The sequence below is a fragment of the Segatella copri genome (genome assembly GCF_015074785.1).
Classification (GTDB): Bacteria; Bacteroidota; Bacteroidia; order Bacteroidales; family Bacteroidaceae; genus Prevotella.
Map to the genome: position 1 here is coordinate 277,148 of NZ_CP042464.1, position 22,397 is coordinate 299,544.

General features: G+C 49.7%; 18 protein-coding genes and 2 tRNA genes. 10 read left to right on the forward strand and 10 right to left on the reverse strand.

Annotation, left to right across the window (positions count from 1 at the left end):
- The first annotated feature begins 61 nt into the window (after positions 1-61).
- The 3 genes from trpB to FO447_RS01135 all read left to right on the forward strand — a co-directional run bounded on the left by trpB (position 62) and on the right by FO447_RS01135 (position 3,449).
- Positions 62-1,261, forward strand: coding sequence for a tryptophan synthase subunit beta (gene trpB / locus FO447_RS01125; RefSeq protein ID WP_022121018.1), 1,200 nt, complete (start codon positions 62-64; stop codon positions 1,259-1,261).
- Positions 1,262-1,371: 110 nt separating this feature from the next.
- Positions 1,372-2,808 carry an anthranilate synthase component I family protein gene (locus FO447_RS01130; RefSeq protein ID WP_117727136.1) on the forward strand — a complete coding sequence of 479 codons (1,437 nt, stop codon included), beginning with the start codon at positions 1,372-1,374 and terminating at the stop codon, positions 2,806-2,808.
- A 74-nt stretch (positions 2,809-2,882) separates the two neighbouring features.
- Positions 2,883-3,449 (forward strand): anthranilate synthase component II, encoded by a 567-nt coding sequence (locus FO447_RS01135; RefSeq protein ID WP_117727135.1) that lies wholly within the window; start codon positions 2,883-2,885, stop codon positions 3,447-3,449.
- A 225-nt stretch (positions 3,450-3,674) separates the two neighbouring features.
- On the opposite strand, the gene FO447_RS01140 is transcribed toward FO447_RS01135, so the two are convergent.
- Positions 3,675-4,655, reverse strand: coding sequence for an ROK family protein (locus tag FO447_RS01140; protein WP_200757312.1), 981 nt, complete (start codon positions 4,653-4,655; stop codon positions 3,675-3,677).
- A 311-nt stretch (positions 4,656-4,966) separates the two neighbouring features.
- On the opposite strand from FO447_RS01140, the gene FO447_RS01145 reads away from it, so the two are divergent.
- The 6 genes from FO447_RS01145 (at position 4,967) to FO447_RS01170 (ending at position 11,544) form a co-directional block, all read left to right on the forward strand.
- Positions 4,967-5,644 carry a LysE family translocator gene (locus FO447_RS01145; protein ID WP_118253816.1) on the forward strand — a complete coding sequence of 226 codons (678 nt, stop codon included), beginning with the start codon at positions 4,967-4,969 and terminating at the stop codon, positions 5,642-5,644.
- 82 nt (positions 5,645-5,726) lie between these two features.
- A complete protein-coding gene (locus FO447_RS01150) occupies positions 5,727-6,281 on the forward strand; it encodes a DUF4924 family protein (protein ID WP_006846332.1) in 555 nt (184 codons plus the stop codon).
- A gap of 60 nt (positions 6,282-6,341) precedes the next feature.
- Positions 6,342-7,928 (forward strand): peptide chain release factor 3, encoded by a 1,587-nt coding sequence (locus FO447_RS01155; RefSeq protein WP_117727133.1) that lies wholly within the window; start codon positions 6,342-6,344, stop codon positions 7,926-7,928.
- A 69-nt stretch (positions 7,929-7,997) separates the two neighbouring features.
- Positions 7,998-9,758, forward strand: a complete 1,761-nt coding sequence (locus FO447_RS01160; protein WP_200758438.1) for a chloride channel protein — start codon at positions 7,998-8,000, stop codon at positions 9,756-9,758.
- An 80-nt stretch (positions 9,759-9,838) separates the two neighbouring features.
- A complete protein-coding gene (fmt, locus tag FO447_RS01165) occupies positions 9,839-10,933 on the forward strand; it encodes a methionyl-tRNA formyltransferase (RefSeq protein ID WP_200757313.1) in 1,095 nt (364 codons plus the stop codon).
- A 38-nt stretch (positions 10,934-10,971) separates the two neighbouring features.
- Complete coding sequence (locus FO447_RS01170) at positions 10,972-11,544, forward strand: L-threonylcarbamoyladenylate synthase (protein WP_154481640.1); 573 nt, start codon at positions 10,972-10,974, stop codon at positions 11,542-11,544.
- Between the two features lie 198 nt (positions 11,545-11,742).
- Here the strand turns inward: FO447_RS01170 and FO447_RS01175 are convergent.
- The 9 genes from FO447_RS01175 to rlmN all read right to left on the reverse strand — a co-directional run bounded on the left by FO447_RS01175 (position 11,743) and on the right by rlmN (position 18,473).
- A tRNA-His gene (locus FO447_RS01175) sits at positions 11,743-11,818 on the reverse strand.
- A 34-nt stretch (positions 11,819-11,852) separates the two neighbouring features.
- A tRNA-His gene (locus FO447_RS01180) sits at positions 11,853-11,928 on the reverse strand.
- 78 nt (positions 11,929-12,006) lie between these two features.
- Positions 12,007-12,402: a preprotein translocase subunit SecG gene (gene secG / locus FO447_RS01185; protein ID WP_200757315.1), complete on the reverse strand. Its 396-nt coding sequence runs from the start codon at positions 12,400-12,402 to the stop codon at positions 12,007-12,009.
- Between the two features lie 36 nt (positions 12,403-12,438).
- Entirely contained in the window at positions 12,439-13,218 is a 780-nt protein-coding gene (locus FO447_RS01190; RefSeq protein WP_200757317.1) for a tetratricopeptide repeat protein, read from the reverse strand.
- A gap of 119 nt (positions 13,219-13,337) precedes the next feature.
- Positions 13,338-13,859 (reverse strand): LptE family protein, encoded by a 522-nt coding sequence (locus FO447_RS01195; protein ID WP_006846339.1) that lies wholly within the window; start codon positions 13,857-13,859, stop codon positions 13,338-13,340.
- Positions 13,856-15,184, reverse strand: coding sequence for a sigma-54 interaction domain-containing protein (locus FO447_RS01200; RefSeq protein WP_200757318.1), 1,329 nt, complete (start codon positions 15,182-15,184; stop codon positions 13,856-13,858). The genes FO447_RS01195 and FO447_RS01200 overlap by 4 nt, the downstream gene beginning before the upstream one ends.
- 162 nt (positions 15,185-15,346) lie before the next feature.
- Positions 15,347-16,444: a PdxA family dehydrogenase gene (locus tag FO447_RS01205; RefSeq protein ID WP_200757320.1), complete on the reverse strand. Its 1,098-nt coding sequence runs from the start codon at positions 16,442-16,444 to the stop codon at positions 15,347-15,349.
- Between the two features lie 8 nt (positions 16,445-16,452).
- Complete coding sequence (locus tag FO447_RS01210) at positions 16,453-17,388, reverse strand: DUF4837 family protein (protein WP_200757322.1); 936 nt, start codon at positions 17,386-17,388, stop codon at positions 16,453-16,455.
- 17 nt (positions 17,389-17,405) lie between these two features.
- Positions 17,406-18,473: a 23S rRNA (adenine(2503)-C(2))-methyltransferase RlmN gene (rlmN, locus tag FO447_RS01215; RefSeq protein WP_200757324.1), complete on the reverse strand. Its 1,068-nt coding sequence runs from the start codon at positions 18,471-18,473 to the stop codon at positions 17,406-17,408.
- 136 nt (positions 18,474-18,609) lie between these two features.
- Between rlmN and FO447_RS01220 the strand changes: the two genes are divergently transcribed.
- The gene (locus tag FO447_RS01220) at positions 18,610-22,392 is read left to right on the forward strand and encodes a DUF4922 domain-containing protein (RefSeq protein ID WP_200757326.1); all 3,783 of its coding nucleotides are present in this window, start codon (positions 18,610-18,612) and stop codon (positions 22,390-22,392) included.
- Positions 22,393-22,397 lie beyond the last annotated feature (5 nt).

The following is a 22,397-nucleotide window of genomic DNA, read 5'->3' on the forward strand; positions in this document are numbered from 1 at the left end:
GCTTCGCTGTATAGCAGGCTTGCTCTATAAACTATAAATAATAAATTATAAACTAAGTATTATGTATCAAGTTGACGAAAAAGGATTTTTTGGAAAATTCGGAGGTGCGTATGTTCCAGAGATATTATATAAATGTGTAACCGAGTTGCAGCAGGCTTACAAGCCAATCATTGAGAGCGAGGAGTTCAAGAAGGAATACCGTGCGCTGCTGAAAGATTATGTGGGCCGTCCTTCACCTCTTTATTATGCCAAGCGCATGAGCGAGAAGTACGGATGCCAACTCTATCTGAAGCGCGAGGACCTGAACCATACCGGTGCACACAAAATCAACAACACCATCGGTCAGATTCTCATGGCCAAGAAGATGGGCAAGACCCGCATCATTGCCGAAACCGGAGCCGGACAGCACGGTGTGGCTACCGCTACGGTATGCGCCCTGATGAACATGAAGTGTGAGATTTTCATGGGTGCCACCGATGTGGAACGCCAGCATACCAACGTAGAGCGTATGAAGATGCTGGGAGCCAAGGTGAACCCTGTGCGCACCGGCAACATGACGCTGAGCGATGCCTGCTCTGAAGCCATACGCGACTGGTGCTGCCACCCACAGGATACCTTCTATATCGTAGGTTCTACCATGGGTCCGCACCCTTATCCAGACATTGTTGCCAAGATGCAGAGCGTAATCTCTGAAGAACTGAAATGGCAGCTTGAGGAGAAGATTGGCCGCGACTATCCTGATTACCTCATCGCCTGTGTGGGTGGCGGAAGCAACGCTGCCGGAACCATCTACCACTACATTGATGATGACCGCGTGAAGATATATCTGGCTGAGGCTGCCGGACACGGAATAGATACCGATTATACCGCTGCCACCATGCACTGCGGCACAGAAGGCATCATCCACGGAGCACGCACCCTCGTGATGCAGACCGAGGACGGACAGATAGAGGAAGCCTTTACCATCAGTGCCGGTCTCGACTATCCGGGCATCGGCCCTATGCACGCCGACCTTGCCACATCGGGCAGGAGCCATGTGCTCGCCATTAAGGACGATGAGGCCATCTACGCCGGTTACGAGCTCACCCGCATGGAGGGCATCATTCCGGCTATTGAGAGTGCGCACGCCGTGGCAGCCCTGAAGAAGATGAAGTTCAAGAAGGATGATGTGGTGGTGCTCACCGTATCAGGCCGTGGCGACAAGGATGTAGAAACATATTTGAGCCATAAGGAAATGGCAGGAGAGTACGGCAATTTTTAAATAGTTAATAGTTTATAGTTAATAGTTAACAGAGGCTGCGCCGTTGAGCACGATTGTCAAAGCGGTTCATGCTATAAACTGTAAACTATATACAGTAAATCATAAATTAAATGAAGTTTAATTACAAGACAGTTACCCGCAAGATTCTCGCCGACCTCTATACGCCGGTGGGAGTCTACATGCGACTGAGAGATATTTATCCGCAGTCGGCTCTGATGGAGAGTTCCGACTATCATGGCTCCGAGAATTCGCGCTCCTTCATCGGTGTGCATCCGCTGGCAAGCATCGCCGTGAGTCATGGTGAGGTCATCAAGACCTATCCCGACGGAAGAGTAGAGAAAGAGCAGCTTCCTGCCTTCGGTGCCGGTCAGGGCGAGGAGTGCAAACTCGCCATCTCAAAGAGTATCAACGACTTCATCTCTTCCTTCCATGTAGAGGGCGAGAGCAAGGAGTTCTGCGGACTCTATGGATTCACCACCTTCAATGCGGTGAGATATTTTGAGAACATCCCTGTCAAGGATACCACCATGGAGAAGAATGATGCGCCCGACATCTATTACATCATGTATAAGGACATCATTGTCTTCGACCATTTCAACAACACCATGGAGCTCATTGCGCTCCAGGAAAGTGAAGATCCTCACTCTTCACTTCCAGAGCTCGACGAACTGCTCAAGGCGGTGAACAAGGCAAATGTGAAACCTTATGATTTCCACCCGGTGGGCGAAACCACCTCTACGCTCACCGATGAGGAGCACAAGGCAAACATACGCCGATGCATACAGCACTGCCTGCGCGGAGATGTATTCCAGATTGTGGTGAGTCGCCGCTTCGTACAGAAATATGAGGGCGATGATTTCAAACTCTACCGTGCGCTGCGCAGCATCAACCCTTCGCCTTACCTCTTCTATTTCGACTTCGGCGGTTTCCGCATCTTCGGTTCTTCGCCTGAAACCCATAACCGCATCGTGGGCAACAAGGCGTTCATTGACCCGATTGCCGGAACCACCCGACGCACAGGAGATATGGAGCAGGACCGCAAGGCTGCCGAATTCCTGCGCAACGACCCGAAGGAGAATGCCGAGCACGTGATGCTGGTAGACCTGGCGCGCAATGATCTGAGCCGCAACTGTCATGGGGTGAAAGTAGATTTCTACAAGGACATGCAGTTCTACAGTCATGTTATCCATCTCGTGAGCCGTGTGAGCGGAGAGTTGGATGAGCATGCCGACCACATCAAGGAGTTTATTGATACCTTCCCTGCCGGCACGCTGAGCGGTGCGCCTAAGGTGAGAGCGATGCAGATTATCTCAGAGCTGGAGCCTCACAACCGCGGTGCCTACGGAGGCTGTATCGGCTTCATCGGTCTGAACGGCGACCTGAATCAGGCCATCGTGATACGTACCTTCATTAGCCGAAACGGCGAACTCTGGTTCCAGGCGGGTAGTGGAGTAGTGGCAAAGAGCAATGATGAGTATGAGCTGGAAGAGTGTAACAACAAGCTCGGTGCGCTGACCAAGGCGATTCACATTGCTGAAGAGTTGTAATAGTGATTAATTATTAGTGATTATTTCTCGCTGATTGTACTCACTAATCAATAATCAATAATAAATAACAAAAGATGAAAGTAGTAATCATAGATAATTACGATTCCTTTACCTATAATCTGGCCCATCTGGTAAAGGAGTTGGGAGCTGACGTTACGGTGTTCCGCAACGACCAGTTCCAGTTGCCGGAGCTGGAATGCTTCGACAAGATCATTCTGAGTCCGGGTCCGGGCATTCCGTCGGAGGCGGGACTGCTGATGGATGTTATCCGCAAGTATGCAGGCCGCAAGCCGATGCTGGGCGTATGCCTGGGTCATCAGGCTATAGGTGAGGCGTTTGGAGCCAAGCTTACCAATCTTTCTGAGGTGTATCATGGAGTGGCAACCCCTTGCACCCAGTTTGGCAACGATGTTATTTTCGACGGGTTGGACAAGCGCATAGAGATTGGCAGATACCACTCTTGGGTGGTAGACCGCTCGGGATTCCCTGACTGCCTGGACGTTACGGCAGTAAGCGATGATGGTTGCATCATGGGTCTGAAGCATAAAAACTATGATATTCATGGTATCCAGTTTCATCCGGAAAGCGTGCTGACGCCAGACGGCAAGAAGATGGTGAGAAACTGGTTGGAAAAAGCTTAATGACCTTAATGACCAATGACCTTAATGACCACCATGACTGTATGGTGGTTGTTGAGGTTTTTTGTTTATGATAAGAAAAAGCAAAGCCTGACGCTCTCTCGAGTGCCAGGCTTTTCCTAACAATCTTAACCCTCGCTACAATCCTCTCACGAGTTTCGCGAAGCATATTACCTAAACTGATTTTTCCAAAAATGGAAAATTAAACCTTTTTGTTTTTACAACCCTTTACATATCCCAAGCCACTGCACTCGCACCGAGTACGGCAGCAGAACTGCCATCAAGGGTAGAAACAAGGAATTTAGCCTTACCCTTGAAGGTGCGGAGCACGTGCTCATCATAAGCCTTCTGGATAGGTTTCATGATGAGGTCGCCAGCCTTGGTCAGACCACCGAAGAAGACGAAAGCCTCTGGTGAAGAGAAGGCTGCGAAATCAGCACAAGCCTCACCGAGCATCTTGCCGGTAAACTCGTATACACGCAGTGCCAGCTTGTCGCCCTTGCCTGCAGCAACGCTCACATCATAAGATGTAATATTCTCAGGGTTCATCTCGCGGAGCAATGAAGGCTCATCGCTCTTCTCGAGGAACTCGCGTGCTGTGCGAGCCACACCAGTGGCAGAGCAGTAAGCTTCGAGACATCCTGTACGGCCGCATCCGCAGGTACGGCCCTCTTTGCCACGTACCATGGTAACGTGACCCAATTCGCCTGCGAATCCGTCGCAGCCGTAAACCATCTGTCCGTTGATAACGATACCAGAACCTACGCCTGTACCGAGTGTAATGTCGATGAAGTTTTTCATACCTCTTGCTACACCATATGTCATCTCGCCGAGCGCAGCAGCGTTGGCATCATTGGTCATACCTACAGGCAAGCCGCCGAGGGCTTTGCTGAACAAGTCGGCCAATGGTACCACTCCGTCGTGTGCCCAAGGAAGATTTGGAGCGAATTCAATGGTTCCATTATAATAGTTTGCGTTTGGCGCACCGATACCCATTGCCTTAATCTTGTCAATGCCGCCTACCGTATCAATGATAGGTTGGAGAGCTTCTACGGCTGCCTTCACATAGTCTTCAACTTTTTCGTAACCGCCTGTCTTGATGGCAGTTGTTGCTTTGATCTCTCCGCGAGCATCTACGATGCCGAAAACTGAATTTGTACCGCCGAGGTCAAGGCCTATTACGTACGGTTTAAGTGTATTATCTGTCATGTTAATTATTTAAAATTAGTTAGAATTATTTTATTTCTCGGCAAAGATACTGAAAACTTTTGAATCTCGTTTATTTTTAAATATAAAAAATTTTAATTTCCTTTTTTTTTCTGCCAGACGATTTGTTGTCCGAAGTTTCTCTGTTGCCCTAAATCCTGTTTATATTCATGCAGAACATCCGCATAATCCGTGTAATCCGTGCCCGAAAATATAAAAAACGGATATAAAATGAACTTTTAGGCGAAAAAATTGTGCTTTGTGCCCGAAATTTTGTAACTTTGCCGACTGTTAGAAATTGTAACGATACTAAGATGAATTTAGCATTTCCAATTGAGATAAACATCCTTGACTTCATATTCAAAGGAATTGTCATCGGTGTTCTTGCCTCAGCCCCTATGGGGCCGGTAGGCATCCTTTGCATCCAGCGTACACTCAACAAGGGTCGCTGGTATGGGTTTGTAACAGGTGTGGGTGCCGCATGCAGCGACATTGTATATGCTCTGTTTACAGGCTTGGGCATGAGTTTTGTGATGGATTTTGTGAGCAACTCCGAGAACAAGTTCTATCTTCAGATTTTCGGCAGTCTGATGCTCCTCGTGTTCGGAATCTACTGCTTCAAAAGCGACCCGATGAAGAACATGCACAAGTCGAGCAACAAGCAGGGTACCCTGATGCACAACGGCATCACGGCGTTCCTCGTAACACTCTCCAATCCGCTCATCGTGTTCCTCTTCATGGCCACCTTCGCGCAGTTTGCTTTCGTCGTACCGGATATGCCGGTAGAAATGGGAGTAGGGTATCTCAGCATCGTCTTCGGAGCCCTGCTGTGGTGGTTCGGACTCACCTGGCTCGTCGACAAGATTAGGAACAAGTTTGATACCAACGGCATCGTCATAATCAATAAGGTAATAGGCAGCGTGGTCATCATCTTCTCCATCATCGCTCTCTTCGGCACGATTTTCAATCTGTATCATCTGCCGGAATTTTAAAAGTCCTTAAACAGGTCTTTAAACACCCCTTCAATCAGAAGAAGGCAAAGCATAAAGTTCAAAAGTTAACAGTTCAAAGTTTATGTTTGTAGCACAAGAATTAAGAAAGAAAAGTATCGCAGAATACTTATTATATATGTGGCAGATTGAGGACATCATCCGAGCTTACGGATGCTCGCTGCCTGTCATCAAGAAAAATTATGTAGACCGGTTCGACTTTACACCTGAGCAGCGCGAGGAAGAACTCGACTGGTTTGGCAACCTGATTCGCATGATGAACGAGGAGGGAAAGCGCGAGGGAGGACACCTTAATATTAATAAGGTGATACTCAAGGACGTCATTGACCTGCACGGCATGCTGCTGCAGAGCACCAAGTTTCCTATCTACAATGCCGAATATTACAAGGTGCTGCCTTTCATCGTAGAGCTGCGCCAGCGGGGCGACAAGGATCTCAACGAGATTGAAACCTGCCTCGATGCCCTCTATGGTGTGATGATGCTGCGCCTGCAGAAGAAGGAAATTACGCCCGAAACCGAAAGGGCCATCAAGGAGATTACCGTCTTCATAGGTCTGCTCAGCGATTATTACATCAAAGACCGAACCGAGGGACTCAAGTTTGATGATGACGACATGTAGGGATTAGTTATTAGTGATTACTTTTTAAGAATATACATTATTATATATATATACAACAGGATGAACGAAATAGAAAGAAGAAGAACATTTGCCATTATCTCTCACCCGGATGCTGGTAAGACAACATTGACCGAGAAGTTTCTGCTTTTCGGTGGACAGATTCAGGTGGCAGGTGCCGTAAAAAATAACAAGATTCGCAAAACTGCGACTTCTGACTGGATGGATATTGAGAAACAGCGTGGTATCTCGGTATCTACATCTGTAATGGAATTTGATTATCTCCCTGCCGGACAGGAGGGAGAACCTTATAAGGTGAATATTCTGGATACTCCAGGTCACCAGGACTTCTGCGAGGATACCTACCGCACACTTACAGCTGTAGATTCAGCCATCATCGTGGTTGACTCTGCCAAGGGTGTGGAGGCACAGACCCGCAAACTCATGGAGGTGTGCCGCATGAGAAATACCCCGGTAATCATCTTCATCAACAAGATGGACCGTGAGGGACGCGACCCGTTTGATGTGCTCGACGAGTTGGAAGCAGAGCTCAAAATCAAGGTTCGCCCGCTGAGCTGGCCTATCGGCCAGGGCGCCCGTTTCAAGGGCGTTTACAACATCTACGAGCATCAGCTGAATCTCTTTACCCCTAACAAACAGCGAGTTACCGAGAAGGTAGAGGTAGACATCCAAAGTTCAGAACTCGACGAGCGGGTTGGTGAACGTGAGGCTGCACAACTGCGTGAGGAACTGGAACTGGTAGATGGTGTTTACCCTGAGTTTGAGGAAGAAACCTACCGTTCGGCCGAGGTAGCACCTGTGTTCTTCGGTTCGGCACTGAACAATTTTGGTGTTCAGGAACTCCTCGACTGTTTTGTTCATATTGCTCCATCTCCTAGACCCACCCAGGCAGAGGAGCGACTGGTGAAGCCTGAAGAACCTAAGTTCAGTGGTTTCATCTTCAAGATTACAGCCAATATTGATCCAAACCACCGCTCCTGCATCGCTTTCTGTAAGATATGCTCGGGCAAGTTTGTGAGAAATCAGCCATATTACCACGTGCGCTTGGATAAGAACGTGCGTTTCTCTTCGCCTACCCAGTTCATGGCACAGCGCAAGAGTACCATTGACGAGGCTTATCCTGGTGACATTGTAGGTTTGCCAGACAACGGTATTTTCAAGATAGGAGATACGTTGACGGAGGGAGAGAAGATGCATTTTCGCGGTTTGCCAAGCTTCTCTCCACTCCTTTTCAAGTACATCGAGAATGATGACCCGATGAAGAGCAAGCAGTTCCAGAAGGGATTGGAGCAGCTCATGAACGAGGGTGTGGCGCAGCTCTTCGTCAACCAGTTCAACGGCCGCCGCATCGTGGGCACCGTGGGTCAGCTGCAGTTCGAGGTTATCCAGTACCGCCTGGAGAACGAGTACAACGCCAAGTGCCGCTGGGAGCCCGTGCATCTTCACAAGGCTTGCTGGATAGAGGCTGATGACGAGAAGGAACTCGAGAACTTCAAGAAGCGCAAGTACCAGTACATGGCCAAGGATATTGAGGGGCGCGATGTCTTTCTTGCCGATTCGGGCTACGTGTTGAGCATGGCGCAGCAGGATTTTGAACACATCAAGTTCCATTTCACATCGGAATTCTAAATCAATGTAAAAAAGATGGATGAAGAAATTCTAGATTATAACGAGCAGAAAGAGGGATGGGTCAGTAAGATGGTGGATTGGCAGAAAAAACATATTTCTGACCGCCAGATGACCCTTATCCTGGCTTTTATCATCGGCCTTCTGGCGTCGGTGGCAGGATATTTCCTGCACGGCATTGTGCACGAAATACAGTTGCTGCTCACTTCGGGATTTAACAAGGGCACCTATAACCTGCTCTTCCTGCTCTTCCCGATTGTGGGCATTTACCTCACTATGCTCTTTATTAAATATGTGGTCAGAGATAATATTTCCCACGGTATCACCCGTGTGCTTTACGCCATCTCTACCAAAAATTCCAAGCTCAAGGCCCACAACTGCTGGTCATCGGTGGTGGCATCAGGTATCACCATCGGTTTCGGTGGTTCCGTGGGAGCCGAGGCACCTATTGTGCTCACGGGTTCGGCCATCGGGTCAAACCTGGGGCAAATCTTCCGCATGGACAAGAAAACCATGATTCTGCTGGTGGGCTGTGGCGCCTCTGCAGCCATTGCTGGAATCTTTAAGGCGCCTATTGCCGGACTCGTGTTTACGCTTGAGGTGCTGATGGTAGACTTGAGCATGGCTTCCTTGCTGCCTATCCTTATCAGTTGTGTAACAGCTACTTGCTTTACCTACATCCTGATGGGATCCAAGAGCCTTTTCGATTTTACGCTTACTAGTCCGTGGGCGCTCGACCGCGTGCCTGCCTGCTTGTTATTGGGCATCTTTTGCGGTTTGGTGAGCCTTTATTTCATGCGCACCATGTCGGCATGCGAGGGCTTCTTTGCCAAGCTTTCGCCTTATCCATACGTAAAGCTGCTCTTTGGTGGACTGATTCTGAGTTCGCTCATCTTCCTCTTCCCTTCGCTCTATGGCGAGGGATATTCGGCTGTCAACGTGCTGCTGAAGGGACAGAATGTGGAAGACTGGGGGCAGGTGATGAGCCGTTCGCTCTTCTACGGGCACAACCAGCTGCTCATCCTCTACATCGCCTTGGTAACCTTTACCAAGGTTTTTGCCACCTCGGCCACCAATGGTAGTGGCGGATGCGGTGGTACCTTTGCTCCTTCGCTCATTATCGGAGGTTTTGCCGGTTTCCTCTTTGCGCGTCTCTGGAATGTGAATCAGGTAGGTGTCTATGTTCCTGAACAGAACTTTACACTGATGGGCATGGCGGGCCTCATTACGGGCGTGATGCATGCCCCGCTTACGGGCATCTTCCTCATCGCCGAACTCACGGGCGGCTACCAGCTCTTTATGCCGCTGATGATAGTGTGCATCTCTTCGCTGCTCACCATCAGTATCTTCGAGAGTCACAGCATCTACGCCCTGCGTCTGGCTAGAGAGGGCAAGCTGCTCACCCACCATATTGACAAGGCTGCGCTCACCCTGCTGGGCATGCAGGATGTCATTGAGAAAGATTATCATCCGGTAGGTCCGGATCTGCCGATGAGCAAGCTGGTGAGTGAGATAAGTCGCAGCAACAACAACTTTCTGCCTGTTTTGGATCAGGCGGGTGTGCTGTTGGGAGTAATAGATATTACGAAGATTCGCCACATCATCTTCCGCACCGAACTGTATCAGCATTTCACCGTGCGTCAGCTGATGATGCAGCCTTCTGCCGTTCTTACCGAACATGACAGTATGGACGAGGTGATGCAGAAATTTGATAAAACCGATGCCGCCCAGCTGCCAGTGGTTGATGTGGCAGGCGTACTGAAGGGTTACATCAGCCGTACTAGAATCTATTCCATGTACAGGCAGATCGTAGCGGATATGTCGGCAGAGTAGGAGTTTTAAGTGAAGAGTGAAGAACGAAGAGTGAAAAATTCAACGGCTTTGCTGGTTTTATTTTAAAATATTAGTGTTTTATGGAGAAGAAGGATTTGAGAATTGTTTTCATGGGAACACCGGAGTTTGCGGTGGAATCCCTCAAGTGCCTTGTAGAGGGCGGATACAATGTTGTGGCTGTGGTTACGCAGCCTGATAAACCGGTGGGCAGACATCAGGATACGCTTCAACCTTCGCAGGTTAAGCAGTATGCTGTAGAGCATGGTTTACCGGTGCTGCAGCCTGTAAAGATGAAGGACCCTGACTTTGTGGAGCAGTTGCGTTCTTATCAGGCTGACTTGCAGGTGGTAGTTGCTTTCCGCATGCTGCCAGAGGTGGTTTGGGCGATGCCGAAATATGGTACTTTTAATGTACATGCAGCCCTCCTTCCGCAGTATCGCGGTGCGGCGCCTATCAACTGGGCAGTGATTAATGGCGAGAAGGAGACGGGTGTTACCACCTTCTTCCTCGACCACGATATTGATACCGGTCGCATCATCCTGCAGAAACGTTTTCCTATTCCGGAGACGGCAAATGTGGAGTATGTTTACGACGGGTTGATGCATCTTGGTGCTGAATTGGCGCTGGAAACCATTGATGCGCTCATCGCTGCCGATGGTAATATCGGTTCCATTCCTCAGAGCGAAATGATAGGACAGGGTGCCGAACTCAAGCCGGCTCCGAAAATCTTCAAGGATACCTGCCGCATCGACTTCCACAAGTCTGCCAAGCAGGTGTATGATTTCATCCGCGGTCTTTCTCCATACCCTGGTGCATGGACTGAAATTAAGAAGAAGGAGACAGTAGTATTCTTTGACGATCCTAAGGGAGATGATGATTACGTGAGGTTCCCTGAGCCTACTACTCATCCATCCCATAAGCAGAGTACACAGAAAATTCAGGTACTTAAGATATTTTCTACCCGTCTTTCATGTATGAAGCGTGGTGATGCGCCTGTGGGATCGCTCCGCGTTGAGGGGAAGTCGTTACAAGTAGCCTGCCTTGACGAATGGCTCATTATTCAGGAGTTGCAGCTCAGTGGCAAGAAACGCATGGATGCTTCTGCTTTTCTCAATGGTATGAAGGACATAGCTTATTATGAGTGTTTGAAGAAAGATGTTAGTGACGATTTTTAAGATTCAAAAGATTTTTGATTTTTTAGTTTTATAGTATTATGACTGTAGAAGAAGACATCAAGCGTGCTGTAGAGTGCATGCGAAAGGGTGGAGTGATACTCTATCCTACAGATACCGTATGGGGCATAGGATGCGACGCCACCAACCCTGAAGCGGTAAAGAAAGTTTATGAAATAAAGAAACGTGACGATTCTAAGGCGCTTATCTGCCTGATAGATTCTGCTGACCGCATGGCGCGTTATTTCCGCAATGTGCCACAGGTAGCATGGGATTTCATCGATGCTGCCATGCCTGTAAAGCCTACTACGGTTATTCTTGATGATGCGAGTGGAGTGGCTAATAATCTGGTAGCAGAGGATGGAAGTCTGGCGATGCGTATAACCTATGAGCCTTTCTCCAAACAACTCTGTTATCGTTTTCAGAAGCCTATTGTAAGTACAAGTGCTAATGTGAGTGGTGAGCCTGCTGCACAGAATTATCGCGACATCTCCGAGGAAATCCTCAATGCTGTAGATTATGTTTGCTGGAGCCGCCGTCAGGAGCATAAACCTCATCAGCCTTCCAGCATCGTTAAGATTGCTAAGGATGGTGAAGTGAAAGTAATCAGATAAGTTTTCAATTCATCCTTATAAGAATGCCTGCTAGAGGGATATTTTCTTCCCTTAGCAGGCTTTTTTGTATGTTTTCAGTCTATAATATACTTAAAGAAATACTATTGCAATTCGTTTATATGACAAAAAAGAATTTCCGCTCAATACGGATATATAACAAGAAACCCTGCAAGAAATGATTCTTGCAGGGTTTATCCTGGGTGGAAGGTGGGACTCGAACCCACGACATTCAGAACCACAATCTGACGCTCTAACCAACTGAACTACGTCCACCATATTGGTTATGTTTTGCTTTTTCAAAAATAGTTGGGTGGAAGGTGGGACTCGAACCCACGACATTCAGAACCACAATCTGACGCTCTAACCAACTGAACTACGTCCACCATATTCTTGTTAAGCGGGTGCAAAGGTACGAAAAAAAAATGGTTCTACCAAATTTTTTCGTACCTTTTTTCTTATTTTTTATTTTGCAGGGCTTGTTGGAACAACTGGAGCTGCCTTCTGGGCATCTGCACCAGCTGCAGGAACAGCCTTCTGAGCACCTGTTGCTGCATCCTTGCTAGCACCTGGCATAGCAGGAAGAGCGGTCTGCTCCTGAGTGGCTCCCTCCAAAACACTGCTTTCGCCAGCTGCCTGAGGGGCTACATAAGCACATGCCACGCTGATGACAACCAAGGCTACAGCGAGGCCCCATGTTAATTTCTCAACAATGTCAGTGGTCTTGCGAACACCCATGATTGAGTTGGTTGAAGAGAAGTTACTTGCAAGTCCACCTCCCTTTGATTCCTGGATGAGCACGATGAAAATCATCAGGATAGCTACCAGGACGATTAATACTACTAATAATGTGTAAGCCATTTTTTAAAACTAGTTTTATTTATTTATTATTCTTCTTTATTTCTTCTTGCTGTTCAGCATCAGTTTCTCAAGGAATCTGAGCTGGTCAACATAATATCCGTTCTTGTCAGGATGCTGCTGATGCAGGCGGCTGATGATTTCGTAAGCCCTCTGATACTTGCCCTGCTTGATGTAGATGCGGGCGAGGGTTTCGGTGAATACACCGCTGTTTTCCTCTTCGCCATCCTTGCCGGAATCGGTCTGAAGTTCGGGAGTAAATTCTGGTTTGTAATCTTCGTCCTGCTGGATTTTAGGCAGTTTGAAACCGCCATCCTCCATAAAGTCGTCGATGAGACTTATGGTGCGCGAAGTATCTTCTGGCTCCTGCTGGTCTTCGGTCTCCATGAGATAAGCCACATAGTCTACAGCCGCGTCAGCAGGTGTAGGCTTACGTTTCTCCTTCTTCTCTTCTTCGTCTTCTTCCATAGGAATGGATCCCAAGAAGTGGTCGATGAGGTCGCTAGTACGGTCTCCGAGTTTTTCTGCTCCTATTCCTCTTACGCCTTGCTGCTTGTTGGATTCAGCCTCTTCAGGGGCGTTTTTTATCTGATAGTGGGCTGCCTCTACCATCTCGAAGATAATCTTACGGTCGGTGATGTAGATGGCTGCACGGCGCAGTTCTTCGTCGAAACTCGGGTCGTGGAGCAGGTACAGATTCTTCAACATCAGCAGGCGTGCCGTCTGATAATACGGATATAGGGCCAAGAGGGCGCGCAAGTCGTAGAGCGTCTCTCGGTTCATTTCCTCCGGGTGTTGTATCAATCTGCTTAATTCCACGATATTTTTACTTTACTTTATTTTACTTTGAACTTTGAACTTTGAACATTGAGTTTTGAACTTTATGATTAGTAAAGCCGTTGAATTCTTCACTCTTCACTTTTCGTTCTTCACTTACTTTACCAGTTAGCTACCGTAGCGTTGAATATCTGGTCTACCAGGTCTTTGATAATCTGGGTTACCAGTTCTTCCTGCACCGAGGCAAGGCTCTGAGTGGTGTCGTAGGTCTTGGCAGATGTAAACTGCTTTTCAAAGTCCTCGGCATGGTTCTTGGTGTTGGTGAAACGTACGTTTACGGTGATACTGAGCTCAGTCTGTGCTGAGTATCCCTCAGAACTAACCGACTTGTTGCGCTGAGAATATTGGGTGATTTCGCCCTCTATCTTCAGGTCTCCGTTGCGTGACACCTGTATGAGCTGGGTGTTGCTGGCAAACTTATCCTTGAGTTCGTTGTTGAACATCGGACCCATCGGACCCCACACATACGAACTTCTGATAGGGAAGTCGGCTATCTGTATGGTCTTGGTTTTGGTGTAGTCGATGCTGGCACCGTTGAACTTGTAGCTCACGGAGCATGCTGCCATGACCGCCACCATCAGTGTGACTCCTATTATATATAGGTACGCGCGTATATGCTTCATAACTTATATTTGTTAATCTTTCTGTACAGAGTTCTGTCGGAGATTCCCAGTTCTTCTGCCGCTTTCTTTCGGTTTCCGTTGTTTCTCTCCAGTGCCTTTTCTATCATCTGCTTGCTGAGGTCGCTGAGGTTCAGATTCTCGTTTTCTTCCTTGATCTCCTCAATCTCAGCATCCTCGGCTTCGGGTTTGTAAGTGCCCCTAATGCCTCCTGTAGCTATTTCCTGACGGATGTGTTGTAGCTCGTCGAGATCGGTAATCGGAGGTACGGAAGATACCGGAGAAACCGATGAAACCGGAGATACGGATGATACTGGAGCTACCTGGGTATTCGGCTGAACCGGAGAAACATATCCGCCTGTACCGCCCAACTGGCGTGCCTCATCGAGTTGCTTGCGCAGGCTGTTCATCTCACGTCTCAGGTCACTCACGTTGCCCCTCAGTTCGTAGAGAATCTTGTATAGCAGTTCGCGCTCGCTGGCGTAGCTATGGTCGTCCTTGCCATCCTTCTGTATGGTGGCGAGCTGTGTAGACTCCTCATCTCTCGGAATAAACTGGGTGAGGGTCTGTGCATCGATTTCTCTTTCTCGGCTCAGCACTGACATCTGTTCGGTAATGTTCTTGAGCTGTCTCACATTTCCCGGCCACTTGTATTTCAGCATGATCTGCTTGGCCTCATCTGAGAGTGAAATCTTAGGCAGACGGTATTTTTCGGCCATCTGCATGGCGAAGAGGCGGAAGAGCAGGAGGATGTCGTCGCCACGCTCTCTCAATGCAGGCATCTGTATCGGGATGGTGTTGAGGCGGTAGTAGAGGTCCTCGCGAAAGCGGCCTTCGCTCACAGCCTTGCGCATGTTTACGTTAGTGGCTGCCACGATGCGGACATCCGTTTTCCTTATCTCAGTTCCACCCACGCGGATGTATTCTCCCGTTTCGAGCACGCGCAGCAGTCTTGCCTGCGTCTGTATCGGGAGTTCGCCCACCTCGTCGAGGAAGATGGTACCCTTGTTGGCAATACCGAAGTATCCTTCGCTTTCGCCTATGGCTCCAGTGAAGGAACCCTTCTCATGTCCGAAGAGTTCGCTGTCAATGGTTCCCTCCGGAATGCTTCCACAGTTGATGGCGAAATATTTCTCTCTGCGGCGTGGCGAATTGTCGTGAATCACCCTTGGAATGATTTCCTTACCCACACCGCTCTCGCCGATGATGAGCACGGAGAGATCGGTCGGCGCTACCTGTAGGGCTACGTCGAGCGCATGGTTCAATCCGTCGCTGTTACCGACGATATTGTAGCGTTGTTTTATCTTTTGTAGTTCGGAAGTATCCATTTAGCTGCCAAAATTACTCATTTTTTCTGAATTATCTGCATTTTTTTTTTTATTTTAACGTTCGGGAGGTCTGATTACAGGGCAGATTTGCCTTTTTTGCGTCATCTGCCCTCCCGAATCTTTCTTTATTCCGCTTTTTCTCGGGAATAGGGAATCTTTCTCTTATCCCTTTTTCTTAGGGATGGAGAATCTTACCTTCTCGCTCTCGTCACGCTTCTCGTGGTAGAGTTTAGGCAGTGGATTCTCGTAGGCCTCATCATAGTCTTCGCGGTTGCAGAAGGCATCCAGCGCCAAGTAGATGGCATGGCGGAAGGAGATTGCATCGGCTTCGTTGCAGCCCGTGATGCTGTAGCTAGGAGTGGTGTTGGCAGCGGTGTGGACGAGTTGCAGACCGGCAGTAAAGAGTACGCCATCCTCGGTGTAGAGAGAATGGAACGGGGTAGTAGCCTGATCATGATACATGGCCATGATGCCGTCGAACTCTACGAAATGGCCGTTGCCGAAGAACTCGTCAGCAGGGTAAGGACCAAAAGCTTGTATTTTCTGCTCGGCAAGCTGGTCAATGGCTGGGATGATGATGCTGGCTTCCTCTGGTCCGCAGCTCTCCTCACCGTTGTTGCTAGGATTCAGGGCGAGCACGGCGATGCGCGGGTTGGTAATCATGAAGTCTCGCTTCAGTGATGTGTGCATCTGCTTCACCTTCTCGATGATGAGCTCCTGGGTGATAGCTGCCGGCACGTCCTTGAGCGGAGTCTTTCCGGTTACGGATGCGATGCGAAGGTCGCCGCCGCAGAGGATGGAAAGGCCCTTGGCACCTTCGCCCAGGCAAGTTTCAATGTATTCCTTGTGGCCCTTGAACTGGAAGCCCTCAAATTGTGCGTTCTGGTTGTTTACCGGTGCGGTAACGAGCACGTCGAAGAGCTCGTCGCGGTAGTCGGTCATGGCTCGGTCAAGTGCCTTGATGGCTGCCGTACCCGATTCCTGAGTAGGCATGCCCATGTCAACCTTTACCTCCTCGTCTACGGCTGGCAGGAGGTTGATTCTTCCATCTTCAGCATCTTCTGCTTTCTGGATGATGGAGAACTGGGCAGGCAGATTCATCGCCTTGCGGTAATAAGCTGCCACTTTAGGCGAACCGTAGATGATAGGGGTACAATACTCCAACATCTCTGGCTCACTGAATGCCTTAAAAATGAGTTCGTATCCGATACCGTTGGTATCTCCGTGAGTGATGGCCACTCTAATCTTTTTGCTGTCCATTTATCGTTTTATTTTATAGTAGAAATCGCAGCTTCTAGCTGCTTGATTAATATTTTCTTTTTCATTTCGGGCGCATAGACGAAGCCGATGATGATGATTTCATCTCCCGTTTTGCTCAGGCGGATGCTCCTCATCACGTAGGGACCTCCCATGGCGTCGCCCTTCATCTCCCAGAGTCCTTTTTCTGAAAGGACCGGGATTATCATGTACATGCTGTCGGTTTCGCCGGGCATGTTTGTGCGGAGCATGCTGTCAATCTGCTGCTTCTCTTGAGCAGGAAAAGCATCAGAATTGGCTTTCCCTCTTCGTTCTTCCCTCTTCACTTTCATGAGGATGAGGTTCTTCATGCCCGAACTGGCGTTGTTTGAAATCCAGATGAAGTTCCCGGCCTTCTTGCTTGCCTGCATTTCGGCAGGGATGATTATGCTGATGCCGAAGTTCTTCTTTACCAGCTGCTGCATCTCGTGGTTCTGCTTGCTCGGGTTGGTGGAGATGATGGAGGCGAGGTGCTCCAGTTCAGTCTCATCTACGAGCTGGCGCAGTTTCTCGGGGTTGAGTTTCTCTTTGAGTTGCTGCGGCGAGCGGGCTGAGATGCGGATGACAGTCTGCGGTGAAGCATTCTCGTTGCGGCTCAGCCTGACTGAGAATTCCGCTGCCGGGATGTTCACTACGATGCGAGTTCTTACGAGCAGGTAGCTGCCGTGTATCTTGCCCTTCTTAACCTGGATGAGCCGGCAGAGCGGTTCGGGTTGGGGCAGGGCAGGCACCTCTTCCGTCAGTATCTTCGTAACGATGCTGTCGGTATCTCCCTCGAGCACCACCTCGTAAGGCTGTCCTGTGCTCTTGGGCAGTTTTCTGTTTCTTCCTCTTCCCGGGCTGCAACTTGCCAGAAAAAGGAACAAAAGACAGCCGGCAAGTAGGATCTTTAAAGATTCTCTAACCATTTTTCCCCCACCTTTCCTTACTTATTCATCTTCTCTTCATTCTCGTGCTCACGGATTTCTCCGATTTTCTTCGAGGTGCTGAGTAGACCGCAGGCAGCGTAGATGTCCTGGCCGCGGCTGGCACGGATGGTGGTGAAGACACCATGCTGGGTGAGGTAATCACGGAACTGCTCCATCTTCTCATCATCCACACCTTGCAGAGGAATGTCTGGAATTTGGTGGAAACGGATCAGGTTGAAACGGCAGTCAAGTCCCTTCACCAGCTTGATGATGGCCTTGGCATGCTGCATACTGTCGTTTACGCCCTTAAAGACGATGTATTCGAAACTCAGGCGGCGTTGATGAGAGAAATCATAGTTCCTCAGCAGTTCTACTACCTGCTCAATGCCCATGCCCCTTTCGGCAGGCATCAGTTCAGCGCGCTCAGAAGGGATAGGGTCGTGCATGCTGATGGCCACATGGCAGTCGCTCTCTTCCAGGAACCGCTTCAGCTTGTTCTTCACGCCCACCGAACTTACCGTGATGCGCTTCGGGCTCCATGCCCAGCCGTAGTCGGCGGTGAGAATCTCTGTGGCGCGCAGCACATTGTCGAGATTATCCATCGGCTCGCCCTGACCCATGAACACGATGTTGGTAAGCTTGTCCACCTCCGGCAGCGAGTAAATCTGGTTCAGAATGTCGCCTGCAGGCAAGCTGCCCTCAAACCCCTGCTTGCCGGTCTGGCAGAACAGGCAGTTCATCTTGCATCCCACCTGCGAAGAAACGCACAGCGTGGCGCGGTCTTTGTCGGGGATGTAAACCGTCTCGACAAATTTGCCGCTTCGGGTAGGGAAGAGGTACTTGATGGTACCATCCACCGAATGTTGCGCATCGGAATATCCGAAGCATCCTATTTCGTATTCGGCAGCGAGTTTGGCACGGTTCGCCTTCGAGATGTTGGTCATCTCATCAATGCTCTTCACATGCTGCTCATAGAGCCACTTCGCCATCTGCCCACCGGTGAAGGCGGGCATGCCTAAGTCCTTTGCCACCTGCTTCAATTCGGCAAGTGTAAGGCCCAAAAGATATTTTTTTTCATTATTCATACTGCAAAGATAGTGTTTTTTGCCGAAAAATTAGTATCTTTGCCACATATTTTAATATAATAAGATAAAATAAAGATAAAAAACACAGATTTAGCCCCCCGAAAAGGGCTGAAGTGAACAAAAATAACGTAAGAAAATGAGAGAAAAAATAGACCTTTTCTTGCCTTGCGAATACATCGACGATGCGCAGAATGCCTTGTCGGTGCTTCATGAGTACAAGACTGTACAGCATATCCACTTCCTGGTGAGTGCTGATTTTGCCGCTCATCATCAGGTGCCCGAAGGATGTACGTTTGTCATCACCGACCGCCTGGAAAGCAGTAACACCATTGTCAGCATCGCTGAAAATACAGATGCCGACTACGTGATGATCTGTACCCGCCACACCACCATAGGATGGGGAAACAACACGCTGGAGCGATTCCTCAGAGTGGCAGATGATACGGATGCCGTCATGGTTTACGCCGACCACTACAAGATGGTGGAAGGCAAAATGGAGAAACATCCGGTAATTGACTACCAGTCAGGTTCTTTGCGAGATGACTTCGACTTTGGAAGCCTCTGGTGCATCAAGGCACAGGCGCTGGCCGACTACATCGCCCAACCCGACCGCGAAGAGTATCAGTTTGCCGCCCTCTACGACCTCCGTCTCTATCTGAGCCGCATTGGCGAAATCTTCCATCTCAACGAATTCCTCTATTCAGAAGCCGAACTCGACACCCGTAAGAGCGGCGAGAAGCAGTTTGACTATGTAAACCCGCGCAACCGCGAGGTGCAGATTGAGATGGAAAAGGCATGCACCCAGCATCTGGGCAAGGTGGGCGCCCTGATAGACACCACCTTCTACCGCCAGCCCGACTTCGGTGAGCAGGATTTTGAATACGAGGCATCTGTCATCATCCCCGTCTTCAACCGCGAAAAGACGGTGGCTGATGCCGTGAAGAGTGCGCTGGGACAGAAGGCCAACTTCAAGTTTAACGTCATCGTGGTAAACAACCATTCTACCGACCGCACCGGCGAAATACTGGATGAACTTAAAGCCGACAACCTGATACAGATTGTGCCGGAGAGAACCGATCTGGGAATAGGCGGATGCTGGAACGAAGCCATCAACAGCAGTTTCTGTGGAAAGTTTGCCGTACAGCTTGACAGCGATGACCTCTATTCTTCACCAAAGACACTCCAAAAAATAGTAGATGCCTTCTACAAGCAGAAGGCTGCCATGATTATAGGCTCGTACCGCATGTGCGACTTCGACCTCAATACCCTGCCACCGGGACTGATAGACCACAAGGAGTGGACCGATGAAAACGGATGCAACAATGCGCTGCGTATCAACGGATTGGGCGCTCCGCGCGCCTTCTTCACTCCGCTGGTCAGACAGATCCAGTTTCCTAACACCTCGTATGGTGAGGATTATGCGCTCGGCTTGGCATTTTCGCGCCGTTACCGCATCGGCAGAATCTACGACGAACTCTACCTCTGCCGCCGCTGGGGAGGTAACAGCGATGCAGCCCTCAGCGTAGAGAAGGTGAACGCCAACAATCTGTATAAGGACCGCCTGCGCACCATGGAACTGAAGGCACGCCAGCACCTGCTGCAGGGCAAGGCCGACATTATGGAAGACAGCAGCATCTCGCGTTTCTTCAACCGTCAGCTGGAGGTTTGGACCGATGCGCGCCACCGCTTCCGCGACCTCAAGCATGTAGAAACCCGCCAGTTCTCCGACCAGCTGAAACTGCAGTGGAACCCAGCCCGCATCGTAAGTACGGGCGCCAAGATAGATAAGAAAACCCTGGGCGAGCGCCCTTGTTTCCTTTGCGACAAGAACCGTCCTAAGGAACAGATGTCGAAGCAGATAGACGAGAAATTCCATCTTCTGGTGAATCCGTTCCCGATTCTGCCAGTCCACTTCACCATTCCGGCACGCAAGCATCAGCCTCAGCTCATCTACAAGAACTACGGCGAGATGCACCGCTTCATCAGTCTGCACAGCGACCTGATGGTGTTCTACAACGGTCCGAAGTGTGGTGCATCGGCTCCAGACCATCTTCATTTCCAGGCAGGAACCAACGGCATCCTTCCTCTTCAGACTAACTGGCAGCGTCTCTCCCGCAACCTGACCGATATCATCTCTCTCAATGATGAGGAGAAAATCTCAGTGGTTCGCGACTTCATCGTTCCCGCCTTCGTCATCATCTCGAAGAGTGCTGAGAGCGATGAGGCCCTCTTCCGCCGTCTCTACAAGGCAATGCCTCAGCGTGGCGACGAAACCGAACCGATGATGAACATCATCTCCTGGCGCAAGGGCGAGGAATTCATCAGCGTGGTCATTCCGAGAGAAAAGCACCGTCCGGAAGCCTATTTTGCCGAAGGCGATGCCCAGTTTGTGGTTTCGCCGGGAGCACTGGATATGAGCGGACTCATCATCACCCCTCGTGAGGAAGATTTCCGAAAGCTGACCGAGGAGAAAGCCCTCTCGCTGCTGCAGGAATGTGGCGTTTCGGAAGAAAAGATGAACGCCATCATCGCCAAACTGAAGGCATCTAAGGATGCCGAGGATGCAGCCGAAGCCTCTTCCACCTTATATAATAAAGGTAAGCAGCCCGACGTAACGGTGGGCATCGTGAGTGCGCAGAAGATTCATTTCTCGCTCAACAAACCTTATCTTGCCAAGGGCGAAAAGGTGCTGGGCGAACAGGTGGTAGAATTCTCAGAAGGCGGTGTGCTCTGGAACGGCAACCAGTACAGCCAGCTTACCTTTCATCCGCAGAGTGCCGACGCCTCGTTTTCGCTGAGCGACGTAACCATCGGTGTCAACTTCCACTGGGAGCGCAAGGAAACCCAAACCTTCCTGGGCACGCTCCGCTTTGTGGTAGAATCGGATAAGATTGTGGCAATCAATGAGTTGCCTGTAGAGAAATATCTGGAGAGCGTCATCAGCAGTGAGATGAGTGCCACTTCGAGTCTCGAACTCCTGAAGGCGCACGCCGTCATCTCCCGTTCATGGCTCCTGGCACAGATGAAGAAGCGCCGAGAGGTGGCTGAGAGCGGCAACAACTTCTTCTCCTTCACCAAGAAGGAAGATACGCTCATCCGCTGGTACGACCGCGAAGACCACACCCTCTTTGATGTATGTGCCGACGACCACTGCCAGCGCTACCAGGGTATCACCAAGGAAACATCGCCCCATGTAGCTGAAGCCATCCGCCAGACCAAGGGACAGATTCTGATGGACGGCGAAGAAATCTGCGATGCAAGATTCTCGAAATGCTGCGGCGGAATAACCGAGGAATTCCAGTATTGCTGGGAGGATACGCCGAAGACTTATCTCACGGCGGTTCGCGACATTGCCCTGGGCGTAGAACATACACAGCCTAATCTGACCAATGAGGAGGAGGCTGAGAAATGGATCCGCTTCAATCCGCCAGCTTTCTGCAACACGCAGGACAAGAAAATCCTGTCAGAAGTGCTCAACGACTATGATCAGGAAACCGTCAATTTCTACCGCTGGAAAGAAACGCTCAGCCAGGAGAAGTTGCAGCAGCTCATCGCCGACAAACTGAAGATGGACCTGGGTGCCATCCTTGACATGAAGGCCGTGGAGCGCGGAAAGAGTGGAAGAATCAGCAAACTCCAGATCATCGGAACAGAGAAGACCTTTACCATCGGTAAGGAACTCGAAATCCGCCGTACGCTGAGCGACAGTCATCTGCTGAGTTCAGCCTTCGTGGTGGATAAATATGATAAGGATGAGCAGGGAGTGCCTCAGCGTTTCGAACTCATCGGAGCCGGTTGGGGGCATGGAGTAGGCCTCTGCCAGATTGGTGCTGCCGTGATGGGCGAGCAGGGTTATCATTATGATGCCATCCTGTTGCACTACTATCAGGGTGCTGAAATCAAGAAACTTTATAAATAGTGATG

Bases quoted from the DNA above. Each gene is read 5' to 3' on its own strand.
- fmt (WP_200757313.1), top strand. From the start codon at position 9,839: ATGGAGAAGAAGGATTTGAGAATTGTTTTCATGGGAACACCGGAGTTT.
- FO447_RS01205 (WP_200757320.1), bottom strand. From the start codon at position 16,444: ATGGACAGCAAAAAGATTAGAGTGGCCATCACTCACGGAGATACCAAC.
- FO447_RS01160 (WP_200758438.1), top strand. From the start codon at position 7,998: ATGGTGGATTGGCAGAAAAAACATATTTCTGACCGCCAGATGACCCTT.
- FO447_RS01135 (WP_117727135.1), top strand. From the start codon at position 2,883: ATGAAAGTAGTAATCATAGATAATTACGATTCCTTTACCTATAATCTG.
- FO447_RS01150 (WP_006846332.1), top strand. From the start codon at position 5,727: ATGTTTGTAGCACAAGAATTAAGAAAGAAAAGTATCGCAGAATACTTA.
- FO447_RS01195 (WP_006846339.1), bottom strand. From the start codon at position 13,859: ATGAAGCATATACGCGCGTACCTATATATAATAGGAGTCACACTGATG.
- secG (WP_200757315.1), bottom strand. From the start codon at position 12,402: ATGGCTTACACATTATTAGTAGTATTAATCGTCCTGGTAGCTATCCTG.
- FO447_RS01170 (WP_154481640.1), top strand. From the start codon at position 10,972: ATGACTGTAGAAGAAGACATCAAGCGTGCTGTAGAGTGCATGCGAAAG.
- rlmN (WP_200757324.1), bottom strand. From the start codon at position 18,473: ATGAATAATGAAAAAAAATATCTTTTGGGCCTTACACTTGCCGAATTG.
- FO447_RS01145 (WP_118253816.1), top strand. From the start codon at position 4,967: ATGAATTTAGCATTTCCAATTGAGATAAACATCCTTGACTTCATATTC.
- FO447_RS01200 (WP_200757318.1), bottom strand. From the start codon at position 15,184: ATGGATACTTCCGAACTACAAAAGATAAAACAACGCTACAATATCGTC.
- FO447_RS01210 (WP_200757322.1), bottom strand. From the start codon at position 17,388: ATGGTTAGAGAATCTTTAAAGATCCTACTTGCCGGCTGTCTTTTGTTC.
- FO447_RS01220 (WP_200757326.1), top strand. From the start codon at position 18,610: ATGAGAGAAAAAATAGACCTTTTCTTGCCTTGCGAATACATCGACGAT.
- trpB (WP_022121018.1), top strand. From the start codon at position 62: ATGTATCAAGTTGACGAAAAAGGATTTTTTGGAAAATTCGGAGGTGCG.
- FO447_RS01140 (WP_200757312.1), bottom strand. From the start codon at position 4,655: ATGACAGATAATACACTTAAACCGTACGTAATAGGCCTTGACCTCGGC.
- FO447_RS01155 (WP_117727133.1), top strand. From the start codon at position 6,342: ATGAACGAAATAGAAAGAAGAAGAACATTTGCCATTATCTCTCACCCG.
- FO447_RS01130 (WP_117727136.1), top strand. From the start codon at position 1,372: ATGAAGTTTAATTACAAGACAGTTACCCGCAAGATTCTCGCCGACCTC.